This window comes from Nocardia sp. JMUB6875 (assembly GCF_041154655.1).
Lineage (GTDB): Bacteria > Actinomycetota > Actinomycetes > Mycobacteriales > Mycobacteriaceae > Nocardia.
The window spans coordinates 27424-41245 of the sequence record NZ_BAAFGR010000026.1; the positions used below are offsets into that span (position 1 = coordinate 27424).

Annotated in this window: 9 protein-coding genes; 5 read left to right on the top strand and 4 right to left on the bottom strand. The window is 66.8% G+C overall.

Going from position 1 to position 13822, the window contains the following annotated elements; genetic code table 11:
- Positions 1 to 207 precede the first annotated feature (207 nt).
- Complete coding sequence (gene uvrB / locus ACAM49_RS09410) at positions 208 to 2373, top strand: excinuclease ABC subunit UvrB (protein WP_369635069.1); 2166 nt, start codon at positions 208 to 210, stop codon at positions 2371 to 2373.
- A gap of 284 nt (positions 2374 to 2657) precedes the next feature.
- On the opposite strand, the gene ACAM49_RS09415 is transcribed toward uvrB, so the two are convergent.
- Complete coding sequence (locus ACAM49_RS09415) at positions 2658 to 3128, bottom strand: VOC family protein (protein ID WP_369635070.1); 471 nt, start codon at positions 3126 to 3128, stop codon at positions 2658 to 2660.
- Between the two features lie 56 nt (positions 3129 to 3184).
- Here ACAM49_RS09415 and ACAM49_RS09420 point away from each other — a divergent pair, with 56 nt between their 5' ends.
- From ACAM49_RS09420 to ACAM49_RS09430, 3 genes are all read left to right on the top strand, one after another.
- A complete protein-coding gene (locus ACAM49_RS09420) occupies positions 3185 to 4060 on the top strand; it encodes a helix-turn-helix domain-containing protein (protein ID WP_369635071.1) in 876 nt (291 codons plus the stop codon).
- A gap of 106 nt (positions 4061 to 4166) precedes the next feature.
- Positions 4167 to 4583: a DoxX family protein gene (locus tag ACAM49_RS09425; protein WP_369635072.1), complete on the top strand. Its 417-nt coding sequence runs from the start codon at positions 4167 to 4169 to the stop codon at positions 4581 to 4583.
- A gap of 475 nt (positions 4584 to 5058) precedes the next feature.
- Positions 5059 to 5511, top strand: coding sequence for a universal stress protein (locus ACAM49_RS09430; RefSeq protein ID WP_369635073.1), 453 nt, complete (start codon positions 5059 to 5061; stop codon positions 5509 to 5511).
- 60 nt (positions 5512 to 5571) lie between these two features.
- On the opposite strand, the gene ACAM49_RS09435 is transcribed toward ACAM49_RS09430, so the two are convergent.
- Together ACAM49_RS09435 and ACAM49_RS09440 are read right to left on the bottom strand one after the other, a co-directional pair.
- Positions 5572 to 7815, bottom strand: a complete 2244-nt coding sequence (locus ACAM49_RS09435) for an ATP-binding domain-containing protein (protein ID WP_369635091.1) — start codon at positions 7813 to 7815, stop codon at positions 5572 to 5574.
- Between the two features lie 187 nt (positions 7816 to 8002).
- Positions 8003 to 9337 (bottom strand): diguanylate cyclase, encoded by a 1335-nt coding sequence (locus ACAM49_RS09440; protein ID WP_369635074.1) that lies wholly within the window; start codon positions 9335 to 9337, stop codon positions 8003 to 8005.
- A gap of 174 nt (positions 9338 to 9511) precedes the next feature.
- Here ACAM49_RS09440 and ACAM49_RS09445 point away from each other — a divergent pair, with 174 nt between their 5' ends.
- Positions 9512 to 10708: a beta-ketoacyl synthase N-terminal-like domain-containing protein gene (locus ACAM49_RS09445; RefSeq protein ID WP_369635075.1), complete on the top strand. Its 1197-nt coding sequence runs from the start codon at positions 9512 to 9514 to the stop codon at positions 10706 to 10708.
- Between the two features lie 44 nt (positions 10709 to 10752).
- Here the strand turns inward: ACAM49_RS09445 and uvrA are convergent, their stop codons facing one another.
- Complete coding sequence (gene uvrA, locus ACAM49_RS09450; RefSeq protein ID WP_369635076.1) at positions 10753 to 13752, bottom strand: excinuclease ABC subunit UvrA; 3000 nt, start codon at positions 13750 to 13752, stop codon at positions 10753 to 10755.
- Positions 13753 to 13822: the final 70 nt, after the last annotated feature.

The window sequence follows — 13822 nt, forward strand, 5'->3', positions numbered from 1 at the left end:
CTGAGACCTACGCGACACCGGGCGTGAAATCCCTTGGGGCGACAGTAAATTCGGACATTGGAAGTTCTTTACCGAATTGGGTGGGGGACTAGAGGAAGCGCCCGGCGCTATCCGGTCGCCGAACGCCGCCGGATAGCGAGCGCGGGGCCGCACCGACCTTGTCCGGGCTTCGCTGAACTTGTCGGTGGGTGGTCCTAGGCTGGGGTCATGGCTTTCGCAACCGAGATCCCCGACGACTTGCCGCTGGCCCATTCGGAGCACCGGCCCATCGGTGAGATCGAGCGCGTCCAAGGCCAGTTCCAGGTGGTCAGCGAGCATGTTCCCGCCGGTGACCAGCCCGCCGCCATCGAGGAGCTGGAGCGGCGCATCCGGGCGGGGGAGAAGGATGTGGTGCTGCTCGGCGCCACGGGTACCGGTAAGTCGGCGACGACGGCGTGGCTGATCGAGCGGCTGCAGCGGCCGACGCTGGTCATGGCTCCGAACAAGACCCTCGCCGCGCAGCTGGCCAATGAGCTGCGCGAGATGCTGCCGAACAACGCGGTCGAGTACTTCGTCTCGTACTACGACTACTACCAGCCCGAGGCGTACATCGCGCAGACCGATACCTATATCGAGAAGGACAGCTCGATCAACGACGATGTGGAGCGGCTGCGCCATTCCGCGACGTCGAGCCTGCTCTCGCGGCGGGATGTGGTGGTGGTCGCCTCGGTGTCGTGCATCTACGGCCTCGGCACGCCGCAGTCGTATCTGGATCGATCGGTGTCGCTGGAGGTCGGCGAGGAGATCGATCGCGACCGGCTGCTGCGATTGCTGGTGGACGTGCAATACACCCGCAACGATATGTCGTTCACGCGCGGCTCTTTCCGGGTGCGCGGCGACACCGTCGAGATCATTCCCTCGTATGAGGAATTGGCGGTCCGCATCGAATTCTTCGGTGACGAGATCGAGGCCCTTTATTATCTGCACCCGCTGACCGGCGATGTGGTGCGCCAGGTGGATATGGTCCGGATCTTCCCGGCCACCCACTATGTGGCGGGCCCGGAACGCATGGAGCGGGCGGTCCGCGATATCGAGGCGGAACTCGAGGAGCGGCTCGCGGATTTGGAGAAGCAGGGCAAATTGCTGGAGGCGCAACGGCTTCGGATGCGCACCAATTACGACCTGGAGATGATCAAGCAGGTCGGCTTCTGCTCGGGTATCGAGAATTACTCGCGGCATATCGACGGCCGTGCCGCCGGGAGCGCTCCGGCCACCCTGCTGGATTACTTCCCCGAGGATTTCCTGCTCGTCATCGACGAATCGCATGTGACGGTGCCGCAGATCGGCGGCATGTACGAGGGCGATATGTCGCGCAAGCGGAATCTGGTGGAATACGGATTCCGGCTGCCCTCCGCGGTGGACAACCGGCCGCTCACCTGGGAGGAGTTCGCCGACCGGATCGGGCAGGCGGTGTACCTGTCGGCCACGCCGGGCCCGTACGAATTGGGCCAGACCGGAGGCGAATTCGTCGAGCAGGTCATCCGCCCGACCGGCCTGGTGGATCCGCATGTGGTGGTGAAGCCGACCAAGGGGCAGATCGACGATCTGGTGCACGAGATCAAGATCCGCACCGAGCGCGACGAGCGCGTGCTGGTCACCACCCTGACCAAGAAGATGGCCGAGGATCTCACCGACTATCTGCTGGGTCTCGGTGTGCGCGTGCGGTATCTGCACTCCGAGATCGACACCCTGCGCCGGGTGGAATTGTTGCGGCAGTTGCGACTCGGTGAATACGACGTGCTGGTCGGCATCAACCTGCTGCGCGAGGGTCTCGACCTGCCCGAGGTGTCGCTGGTCGCGATCCTGGACGCCGACAAGGAGGGCTTCCTGCGCTCGGCCACCAGCCTCATCCAGACCATCGGCCGCGCGGCGCGCAATGTCTCCGGTGAGGTCCACATGTACGCGGACAAGATCACCGACTCCATGCGCCACGCCATCGACGAGACCGAACGCCGCCGCGCCAAGCAGATCGCCTACAACGAAGAGCGCGGCATCGACCCGCAACCGTTGCGCAAGAAGATCAATGACATCCTCGACCAGGTCTACCGCGAAGCCGAGGAAACCGAGGTCGAGGTAGGCGGCTCCGGCCGCAATGCCAGCCGCGGCCGCCGCGCCCAGGGCGAACCCGGCCGCGCCGTCAGCGCCGGCGTCTACGAGGGCCGTGACGTCAAGAACATGCCCCGCGCCGAACTCGCCGACCTCATCAAGGACATGACCGAACAAATGATGAACGCGGCCCGCGAACTCCAATTCGAACTCGCAGGCCGCCTCCGCGACGAAATCGCCGACCTCAAAAAGGAACTACGCGGCATGGACGCCGCCGGACTTTCGTGAGAGAAACCCTCCGGCACAACGTTTTCCGGCGCGCAGGCGACCGGCGAGGACCATCGGTGCGGTGGCAGTGTGGCGCTCGTCCGGCCATGCGGTCGGCGACCGCGTCCCCGGCGTCGAAGGCAATGTCCCCCGTCATCCCGGCATGCTCTTGGCCGGGATCCACAGTGGTCCCGGCGGATTCCGGCCAAAATCGCGCCGGAATGACGAGGCAGACGATCTGCCCGGCGGATGAGAAGACAGCTTCCCGCCCGGCGGATCATCTGTCGGACGGGGGAGTGGGTGACTTAGGCCTGCTGGGCCATCCACTCGTTGACTCGGCGTTCCGCTTCCTCGCGGGAGACGTCCTCCACCCGGGTCATGACGATCCAGCGGTGGCCGAAGGGGTCCATGACTCGGCCGTAGCGGTCGCCGGTGACGAAGGTGGCCGGGTCGGTGACCTCGCGAGCGTCGTGCTCGCGGGCCAGTTTCGAGACGGCGTCCACGTCGGGGCAGTAGTGGACGATGCTGGTGTGGACCCAGTCGTCGGCGGGGGCGCGCAGACCCTCGTCGGGGATGGGCATGCCGACCTGGATGGTGGAGTCGCCGATCAGGAGTTCGGCGTGGGCGGCTTGGCCGTCGGGAAGGTCGTTGCGGCTCAGGACCTTTGCGTCGAAGACGGCGGTGTAGAAATCGATGGCGGCGTTGGCGTCGGGGACGGCCAGGAAGCAGGTGATGGAGTGGTAGCCCGCGGGGATCGGATTCACGGTGTCGCTCATGGCAATTACTCTCGTCGCCGCGGCGTTGATGGTCTTGTAAGAAAGCGACAGGGGCGATGAACAGCGGAAATGGCAACCACGACGGCCGGTTCTCGCCGCGGCCCGTGCCGCCGCCGGAGACCGCGAAGGGTCTGCTGCGCCCGCGGCAGCAGAACGCGGCCAACAATCACTCCCGGCTGCCCGCGGGCGCTCGGGTGTCCCGCTATGTCGAGTGGTACTGGTGGGTGCGCTGGGATCGGCGCGGCCAGCCGCCCTTCTTCGCCGAGGTGCTGCCGTACCCGTGCGTGAACCTGACCTTCGAGCGCACCCACGAGCGCACCGGCGCCTTCGTCACCGGCGTCTGGACCACCAAGTACGTCCGTGAATTGGCCGGTGAGGGTGAGACTTTCGGGGTGAAATTCCGGGCGGGCGGCTTCGGCGCGTTCACGGGTCTAGACGTCGGCGCGTTCAGCGACACCTCGGTTCCGGCCGCCGAAATCTTCCCCGAGGCCGACGCCCTCTCGGAAGCCGTGCTGGTGACCGAAGATTCGCAGCGGCGCCGCGAGTTGATCGAGGACTTCCTCGTCGCGGCCCAGCGCGACGGGGCCGACGAGGCCGACGACACCGCCTACCGCCAGGTGCTGGCGATCATCGAGGCCATGGAACATGATCCGGATCTGACCCGGGTCGACCAGGTCACCGAGCGTTTCGGCATCCCGATCCGCACCCTGCAGCGCCTGTTCCGCCGCTATGTCGGCGGCAGCCCCAAGTGGGTGCTGCGCCGCTACCGCCTGCAGGACGGCGCGCATCTGCTGGCCGAGGGCCGCACCTCGGATCTGGCGGCGCTGGCGCTGGAGCTCGGCTATTTCGACCAGGCGCACTTCTCCAACGAGTTCGCAAAGGAGATCGGAATGCCTCCCCTGGAATACGCCCGCCTCTCGCTATCCTCCTGAACACGCTCTGGAACGGGAATAACCACACCTCCGATGAAGTTGGTTGCCGTGTCATCCAATGGCAGATCTCACCCCAACGGCAGATCGATCATCGAAGGAGCGGGTCATGGACGTACTGGTATTGATCGGACGGATCCTCTTCGTCCTGTTGTTCCTCAGCTCGGGCTTCGGGCACCTCGCCCAGAGCAAGCAGATGGCGCAGTACGCGCAGTTCAAGGGCGTGCCCATGCCGGAGGTCGCGGTGCTCGCCTCGGGCGTGCTGCTGCTCGCCGGCGCGCTGAGCGTGCTGCTGGGCGTCTGGGCCGACCTGGGCGCGCTGCTGCTGTTCATCTTCCTGCTGCCGACCGCCTTCCTGATGCACGCCTTCTGGAAGGAGACCGACGCGCAGGCCAAGCAGACCGAGATGATCTCGTTCAACAAGGACATCGCGCTGGCGGGCGCGGCGCTCATGCTGTTCGCCTTCTTCGCCCACACCGGCGGGGATCTCGGATTGACGCTCACCGGACCGCTTTTCAGCCTCTGATCCGATCCCGGCGCGTTAGTATTGCGCGTCATTGATCGGCCGGAGGGAAGACCATCGCATGCGTTTGGTGGACACAGCCATCCTCAGCGCGATTCTCGGCTGGTTGTGGGCCGAATTTCGTGAGCTGTGAAGCAAGGCGAAGTCACTGTTTCGCGGGCCGTTCGTTGTGAGCTTTCACAACGGGCGGCCCGCGAGCGCTCGGTGTGATATCGGGTTTGTGACGAATCTCCCAGGGCCGCAACGCTGTTGAGAATGTGTGGCGCGCGTCGCGAGGGCCGCGGAAATTGGCTGGTAGTCAAGGCTGTGTTCGGTCCCAATGCCGAATGTGTCGAGCGCGGGTGACGCCACGTGAGTGTGATGTGTTGCGATATCGAATATTTCCGCCTGTTATGCCGCTATTGTCAGGCGAAGTTGCCGCGGCGGTAACCCCACCGTTGTGGACGTCGCGGCCCCGACCCTTGTACTTGGAGGAGAAATGACCGCCTACCGGACGATCGTCGTCGGTACCGATGGCTCGGACTCGTCGTACGTCGCCGTCGAGCGGGCCGCGGCTCTCGCGGGCGACGAGGGTGCCACGCTGTACATCGCCTGCGCGTATTTCCCGACCGACGACCGCGATGTGGCCGCCGCCGCCGACGTGCTGAAGGAAGAGGCCTACCAGGTGCGCGGCTCCGCGCCCACCAGCGAGATCCTGCGCGTGGCGCGCGACAAGGCTGTTGCCGTCGGCGCGGTGAACGTCGTCGAGAAGGCCGTCGTCGGCGAGCCTGTCGAGTCTCTGCTCAACCTGCTCAAGGAAGTGGATGCCGACCTGCTCGTCGTCGGTAACCGCGGCCTCAACACCCTGGCGGGCCGCCTGCTCGGCTCGGTCCCGTCGGACGTGGCCCGCAAGTCCCGCACCGACGTCCTGATCGTGCACACCGTACGCTGACGCTCGAACGAGAAGCGGCCGTGCCCAACCGGGCACGGCCGCTTTCGTTTTGGACCGGTCTCAGCCGAGCCGGTGCAGCACCTCGGGCAGGTCCTCGGAGTGCACGACCGCCAGCCGCTGGGTGGCGCGGGTGAGCGCCACGTACAGGTCGTTGAGGCCGCGCGGCGATTCGGTCAGGATGCGGTGCGGTTCGGCGAGCACGACCGCGTCGAACTCCAGGCCCTTCACATCGTGGACGGTGAGCACGCGCACCGAATCATCGCTGAGATGAGCCAGTTCCGGCGCCAGATCGTGCGGCACGATGACCGCGGTGGTGCCCGCCTGCTCGGCCTCGAGGGCCAGCAGCCGCTTGATCTCGTCGGCCAGTTCGGTGACCGCGACCCGGTGCGCGGTGGGTTCGAAGCCGGAGTCGCGGACCGAGCGCGGCGCGGGCGCGGCCGGGTCGATGGCGGCCAGCACGTCACCGGCCACCGCCATGATCTCCGAGGGCGTGCGGTAGTTGACCGTCAACTCGGTGAGCTTCCAGCGCTTGGCCACATAGGGTTCCAGCACCTGCTGCCACGACGACGCCCCGGCCGGATCGCCGGTCTGCGCGACATCGCCGACCGCGGTGATCCAGCGGTTGGGGATGCGGCGCATGACCATTCGCCACGCCATCTCCGAAAGCTCCTGCGCCTCATCCACGATCACGTGGCCGTAGGTCCAGGTGCGGTCCCCGGCGGCGCGTTCGGCGGTGGTCTGCCGGGTGCGCACCTGCTGGCGTTCGGCCAGCTGCGAGGCGTCGATGAGGTCGTAGGCCATGAGCAGTTCCGGATCCAGATCGTCCTCGAGATCCTGTGGCGCGGAACCGGTGAGGATGTCCAGGGCGTCCTGCGCCTCGGCAAGCTGGGCACGCCAGCGGCGGCGGGAACGCTCGCGCTCCTCGCTGTCGTCGATGCCGAGCAGTTCGGCCAGCTCGTCGAGCAGCGGCGCGTCGGCATCGCTGAATTCGCCGCTGTCGGAACGGTACAGCTCGGCGCGGTCGGCCTCGCTCAGCTGCCCGGCGGCATTGGCGAGGCGCTTCGGGTCGGCCCACAGCCCGCCCAGCACCTCCTGCGGGGTGAGGATGGGCCACAGCCCGGCGATGGCGCGCTGGATCTCCGGGTCGGCGCGCATCTCGTCGCGGATCTCGGTGAGATCGGTCTGGCTCAACAGGTTTCGCCCGCCGAGCGGATTCGCGCCGATGGCGGCGGCCAGCTGATCGGTGAGCGCGTCCACCACCGAGGCGGCGAAGATCGGCCGGGCCAGATTGTGCGCGCGGCGCGAGGAGCGGGCCCGGCCGCGGGCCTTGGTGACGATCTTGCGATCCAGTTCCAGCTGATGCCCGTCGAAGTAGAGCCGGATCGGCTCGCGCGGCACCTCCTGCCAGTCCCGCACCGCCTTCTTGAGCACCTCGAGCATGTCGAGCGAACCCTTGAGCTCCCCGGCGCGCAGCGAATCCTCCAGTGTCGCTTGCACTCCCGGATACAGGTTGCCGATCGTGGACAGCAGCACACCGGTCTCGCCGAGGGAGGGCAGCACCTGGCCGATGTAGTCGAGGAAGGTGGAGTTCGGGCCGATGATGAGCACGCCGGCCTTGTCCAGCTGCTGCCGGTAGGTGTACAGCAGGTAGGCCGCGCGGTGCAGCGCCACGGCGGTCTTGCCGGTGCCGGGCCCGCCCTGCACCACGAGCACGCTCTTGTGCTCGGAGCGGATGATGGCGTCCTGCTCGCTCTGAATGGTCTCGACGATGTCGTTCATGTGCCCGGTGCGGGCGGCATTGAGCGCGGCCAGCAGGGCGCTCTCGCTGCCCACGCCGCCGTCGCCGCCGATCACGCCGTCGCGCTGGGCGGCCGCGAGGTCGAGGTACTCGTCATTGATCGCGGTGACCTTGCGGTTGCGCGAGCGAATGTGGCGGCGGCGGGTCACGCCGTCGGGGGCGGCGGTGGTGGCCAGATAGAACGGGCGGGCCAGCGGCGCGCGCCAATCCAGCAGCAGCGTCTCGTAATCGGCGCTCTCGTCGAGGATGCCGATGCGGCCGATGTAGCGGTTCTCGCTGTCCCCGTTGTCGGAGATGTCGATGCGGCCGAAGCACAGACCGTGTTCGGCGGCATCGTATTTGGATAGGTCTTCGGAATAGAGCTGCGTGAACGATTCGCGCTCACTGCGCGCCTGCGGCGTGCCGCCGGTTTCCAGCAGTACGGTGCGCAGCCGTCGCTGGGCGTAGGCGCGCATGCCGTCGAGCTGTTCGTAAAGCTTCGTCAGGTACTGCTGCTCGCGCTCCATGTCCGGGGATACCGCCTGGGCGGGATCTGACACGGAACGCTCCTCGGTGAGGTCGGGCAAAACGGAACTCCTTGTTCACCACAGCGCCGTGGTGGGTAACGGCACGCGAAGCATCGAGAACAGAGTTATCCACTCTAGTGCGCGAATCCCCCCGGCGCCGTATCGCCAGGTAATCGTGACGTGAAGCTCAGGAAGCGTGGGTGCTGTCGCTGCGGCGGCTCAGGGTCCCGTTCTGGTGGTTCGGGGGCTTCGCGCGGTACATCGCGAGATCGGCGTCGTGCAAAACCGCTTCCGGGGTGCGGTTGTCGCCCGGGTGGAGGTGGGAGACGCCGATGGAGGCGTCGACGTGGATGCGGTGGCCGCGGGCGATGATCGGTTCGGCCATGGTCTGGCGCAGGCGGGTGATCAGGGCGTCGAGGTCGTCGCCGCGGGTGTGGCCGGACAGCAGCACCAGGAATTCGTCGCCGCCGATTCGGCCCACGATGTCGTCGGAGCGCAGCCCGCGCTGCAGCCGCTGCGCCACGATCTGCAGGACGGTGTCGCCGATGGCGTGGCCGAGGGTGTCGTTGATGGCCTTGAACCCGTCCAGGTCGATGAACAGCACGCTCGACACCGGCAGCGTCTCGGTGGTGCCCAACGCCGCCGACAGCCGGGACAGCACCAGCGCCCGATTCGCCAGCCCGGTGAGCGGGTCGTGGGTGGCCTGGTACTCCAATTGCCTTCGGCTGGCCCGGAATTCGGTGATGTCGTTGAAAGAGGACACCGCCGCCGACTCCGGATCGTCGGGATTGAGCAGCCGGCTGTTGGCCGAGAGCCACCGCCGCTGCCCGTCGGGCCGGTCCAGCCCGAACACGAAGCGCGTCACCGTCTCTCCGGTGGCGAGGGTGCGGATGACCGGATACCAGGACGCGGGCATCGGCTGGGCGTTGGCGTCGAGCAGGCTCAGCGGGATGTCGTAGATGTGGGTGCCGATGAGATCGTCGGCGTCGTAGCCGAAGATGCGGCGCGCGGCCGGATTCGCGGATTCGATGCGACCGTCGCGGTCGATCACCACCACACCCTCCTCCAACTGCGACACCACCGTGGCGAAGAACTGCTCGGCCCGGCGCTGGGCGGCCTCGGCCCGGCGCTGCGGGGTGAGGTCGTGCACGACGACCTGATAGGCGAGGTGGTCGTGCCAGGCGGTGAGCACCGAGACGGTCTCCACCTCGACCGAGCCGCCGTCGCAGCGGTGCAGGGTCATCTCGGTGGGGTCGGAGGCGGTGCCGGCGATGGTGAGGCGGCGAATGCGATCGAGCATGGGCGCGATGGACGCGGGCTCCACGAAATCGGTGACCGCCCGCCCGATGACGTCCTCGGGGGAGTCGGCCGCCAGAATGCGCAGCATCGCGGGATTGGCGTAGACGACGGTGCCGCGCTCGTGCACCACGACCCCGTCGGGGCTGTAGTCCACGAGGGACCGATACCGCTGAGCCAGCTGTTCGGCATCGGCCGGGTCGGTCGCCCGTTCGTTACCCACCACCTCGAGCACCCCCTGATCGTCGTTTCGCACGTCGCCGGAGCACGGCACCTTATTCGTTATCTGAAAAGTAGCTGGTGCCGCTTCCCGACCGTATTGAATGAATCACAGTCCCGCACAGCATCGGCCCGTCTGTGGTGATCATTACGGGCAACAGTCCGAAAAGGAGCGATGCAAATGCCTGGCACCATCCCCGAGCCCGAGACCGCCGGTCGGCACCAAGATCATATGACCATCGCCGGTATCGGTGCCGTGACCGGGTACGGCTGGGGCCGCGAAACCCTCTGGGAGGGTTTGCTGAGCGGCAAACCCGCCGCCCGGCTCTTTCCAGGGTACGGGCCCGAACGCGATCGCAACGGTTGGGTTGCCCGCGTGCCGGAAGGTGGCGATCCGGATTTGCCGGACAGCCGATACATCAGGGCGATCATGGGCGCGGCGCGCGAGGCGGTGGCCGACGCCACCGACCGCGGCTGGCGGCCCGGTCGCACGGTCGGCCTGCTGCATGCGATCGTGCTCGGCAATGTGCCCGAGTGGCGCGACTTCTACACCGTCGACGGCGGGCAGCGCCGAAATCGTGACTATCTGCGATTACTCCCCTCGACACCGGTGGCGATGCTGATGAGCGAGTTCGGCTTTCACGGCCCGGCCATGAACGTGACCGCCGCCTGCTCCTCCTCGAACGTGGCCTTGATCACCGCGCAGCTGTGGCTGGCCCACGGCATCGCCGACGACGTACTCGTGGTGGCCACCGACCTGTCCGCGATCCCGGAGATGGTGACGCCGTTCGTGGCGCTGGGCGCGGCGGTGGACGACACCGATCCGCTGGACGCCTGCCGCCCGTTCCAGGAAGGCAGTCGCGGTTTCGGTTTCGGCGAGGCGTCGGTGGCGTTCCTGGTGACCCGCGATGCCGACCGGCCCTACGCCGCGGTGCTCGGTGGCGGCATGTCCAACGACGGGTATCACGTGATCTCGGTGGACTCCTCGCACGAGCAGATCTTCGACTGCGTGCGGCGCGCGCTGGCCAGCGCGGACGTGCGGCCGGAGGAGGTCGCCGTGCTCAACACCCACGGTTCCGGCACCGCACAGTGCGATGCGGCCGAAACCCAGCTGCTGGCAGAACTTTTCGATGATCGTCCGCAGGTGGTGGCGCTCAAGCCGCTGGCCGGGCACTGCCAGGCGGCCTCGGCCGGAGTCGAATTGGCCGCCGCCGCAATGGGGTACGAGCGCGGCTTGCTGGTGTCCTCGCCGATCGTCGCCCCGGCGCACCCGCGGCTGGTCGACGGGGTGCAGCACGGATACGACGGCATCACGTTGAAGACCGCCCTCGGCATGGGTGGCCACAACTCGGCGGTGGTACTCGGCCCGGTGAGCTGAACCTCGACGGCCCCACAGCTGTACGGTGGGGCCGTCGACGCTGGTCAGCGCAGGGCGGCGGCCTTGCGGCGGGCGGCGGCGGCCTTCTTGGCCGCGGTGGCCTGGGCCTCCGTCTTCGGCGCGGCCTTCTTGGCCGGAGCCTTCTTCGCCGCCTTCTTCACCGGCTTCGCCTCGGTGAGGGTGGCCTGCGAGTTCGCCAGCACATCCTTGAGGAACTGGCCGGTGTAGCTCTCCGCCACGGCCGCAATGTCTTCCGGCGTGCCCTGGGCGATGACCGTGCCACCGCCGGAGCCACCCTCCGGGCCCATGTCGATCACCCAGTCGGAGGTCTTGATGACATCGAGGTTGTGCTCGATGACGATCACCGAATTGCCCTTGTCGACAAGGCCGTTGATGACCTTCAACAGCTTGCGGATGTCCTCGAAGTGCAGACCCGTGGTCGGCTCGTCGAGGATGTAGATGGTTCGGCCGGTCGAGCGCTTCTGCAATTCGGCCGCCAGCTTCACACGCTGCGCCTCACCACCCGACAGCGTCGGTGCGGACTGGCCGAGACGCACGTAGCCGAGGCCGACATCAACCAGCGTCTTGAGGTAGCGGTGGATCGAGGTCACCGGCTCGAAGAAGTCCGCGGCCTCGTCGATCGGCATATCGAGGACTTCCGCGATGGTCTTACCCTTGTAGTGCACTTCGAGGGTCTCGCGGTTGTACCGCGCACCGTGGCAGACCTCGCAGGGTACGTAAACATCGGGCAGGAAGTTCATTTCGATCTTCAGCGTGCCGTCACCCGAGCACGCCTCGCAGCGGCCGCCCTTCACGTTGAAGGAGAACCGGCCGGGCTGATAACCGCGGACCTTGGCCTCGGTGGTGGAGGCGAACAGGGTGCGGATCTTGTCGAAGACGCCGGTGTAGGTGGCCGGATTCGAGCGCGGGGTGCGGCCGATCGGCGACTGGTCGACCTGGACCAGCTTGTCCAGATGATCGAGGCCGTTGACCCGGGTGTGGCGGCCCGGCACCTGGCGCGCACCGTTCAGCTTGTTCTGCAGCACGGTCGCCAGAATGTCGTTGACCAGCGTGGACTTACCCGAGCCGGAGACGCCGGTGATCGAGGTGAGCACGCCCAGCGGGAAACTCACGTCGATGTTCTTGAGGTTGTGCTCGACCGCGCCGACCACCGTGAGCTGCTTCTTCTTGTCGATCGGCCGCCGCACCAGCGGCACCTCGATCTGCTCGCGGCCGGAAAGGTAAGCGCCCGTGAGGGAATTCTTGTCCTTCAGCAGTCCCTCGTACGGACCCGAGTACACCACCTGACCACCGTGCTCGCCGGCCAGCGGGCCGATGTCGACCACCCAGTCCGAGGCGTGAATGGTGTCCTCGTCGTGCTCGACCACGATGAGCGTATTGCCGAGACTCTTGAGGCGCGTGAGGGTTTCGATCAACCGCCGGTTGTCGCGCTGGTGCAGGCCGATGGACGGCTCGTCCAGCACGTAGAGCACACCCACCAGCCCGGAACCGATCTGCGTGGCCAGGCGAATGCGCTGGGCCTCACCGCCGGACAGGGTGGCCGCCGCCCGCGAGAGCGTCAGGTACTGCAGGCCGACATCGAGCAGGAAGCCCAGGCGCGCCTGAATCTCCTTGATCACCTGCGCGGCAATGGCCGCCTGGCGCTCATCGAGAGTCAGGGTGTTGAGGAACTTGGCCGCGTCCCCGATCGACAGATCCGCCAGATCCGCGATCGACATGCGCTCCGCGCCCGCCGACAGTGTGACGGCGAGAATCTCCGGGCGAAGGCGCGCACCATTGCAGACGGGGCACGGGATGTCCCGCATGTACCCGTCGTAGTGCTCCTTCATCGCCTCCGATTCGGTGGCGTCCATGCGCCGCTGCAGGAACGGCATCACGCCCTCGAAATCGGCGTAATACGAACGCTTCCGGCCGTACCGGTTGGTGTAGGAGACGTGCACCTGCTCGGAGCTGCCCTCCAGCACCGCCTTGCGGGCCTTGAGCGGCAACTGGTTCCACGGCGTGTCCATGGAGAACCCGATGGCCTCGGCCAGACCCGACAGCAGCCGGGTGAAGTATTCGGCGGTCTGCCCGCGCGACCACGGCGCGATGGCGCCCTCATTGAGGCTCAGATCCGGGTCCGGCACAACGAGATCGGGATCGACCTCCTTGCGAATACCGAGACCGGTGCAATCCGGGCAGGCGCCGTAGGGCGAGTTGAACGAGAACGACCGCGGTTCCAGATCCTCGATATCGAGGGGATGCCCGTTCGGGCAGGCCAGCCGCTCGGAGAAGCGCCGCTCCCGATCGTGGGCGTGCTCGTCGCGGTCCACGAAGTCCAGCACCACGATGCCGTCGGCCAGCCGCAGCGCCGTCTCGATCGAATCCGTCAGGCGCTGTTTGGAACTCGGCTTCACGGCGAGGCGGTCCACGACCACCTCGACATCGTGCTTCTCCTGCTTCTTGAGCTTGGGCGGATCGGTCAGCGAATGCACCACGCCGTCGACCCGGACGCGCGAATAGCCCTGCGAGTGCAGCGACTCGAACAGGTCCACGAATTCGCCCTTGCGGGTGCGGACCACGGGCGCGAGCACCTGGAACTTGGTGCCCTCCTCCATGGCCAGCACCTGGTCCACGATCTGCTGCGGGGTCTGCTTGGCGATCAGATGACCGCAGACCGGGCAGTGCGGGGTGCCCGCGCGCGCGAACAGCAGACGCAGGTAGTCGTAGACCTCGGTGATGGTGCCGACCGTGGACCGCGGATTGCGGTTGGTCGACTTCTGGTCGATGGAGACCGCCGGGGACAGGCCCTCGATGAAGTCCACATCCGGCTTGTCCATCTGCCCGAGGAACTGCCGGGCATACGCCGACAGCGATTCCACGTACCGCCGCTGCCCCTCGGCGAAGATGGTGTCGAACGCCAGGGACGACTTACCGGACCCGGACAAGCCAGTGAAAACGATGAGGCTGTCGCGGGGTAGGTCGAGATCGACCCCTTTGAGGTTGTGCTCCCGCGCTCCGCGCACCGTCAGGCGATCCGCCACTGGCCATCCTTCCAACGTTTCAGCAATCCCAGACTTCCCCCGGACGCCATGCTAGGGGCACCCACCGACA

What these genes read in the sequence shown, in the direction of transcription:
- uvrB (WP_369635069.1), top strand. Translation starts at nt 208, where the DNA reads ATGGCTTTCGCAACCGAGATCCCCGACGACTTGCCGCTGGCCCATTCG.
- ACAM49_RS09415 (WP_369635070.1), bottom strand. Translation starts at nt 3,128, where the DNA reads ATGAGCGACACCGTGAATCCGATCCCCGCGGGCTACCACTCCATCACC.
- ACAM49_RS09420 (WP_369635071.1), top strand. Translation starts at nt 3,185, where the DNA reads ATGAACAGCGGAAATGGCAACCACGACGGCCGGTTCTCGCCGCGGCCC.
- ACAM49_RS09425 (WP_369635072.1), top strand. Translation starts at nt 4,167, where the DNA reads ATGGACGTACTGGTATTGATCGGACGGATCCTCTTCGTCCTGTTGTTC.
- ACAM49_RS09430 (WP_369635073.1), top strand. Translation starts at nt 5,059, where the DNA reads ATGACCGCCTACCGGACGATCGTCGTCGGTACCGATGGCTCGGACTCG.
- ACAM49_RS09435 (WP_369635091.1), bottom strand. Translation starts at nt 7,815, where the DNA reads ATGGAGCGCGAGCAGCAGTACCTGACGAAGCTTTACGAACAGCTCGAC.
- ACAM49_RS09445 (WP_369635075.1), top strand. Translation starts at nt 9,512, where the DNA reads ATGCCTGGCACCATCCCCGAGCCCGAGACCGCCGGTCGGCACCAAGAT.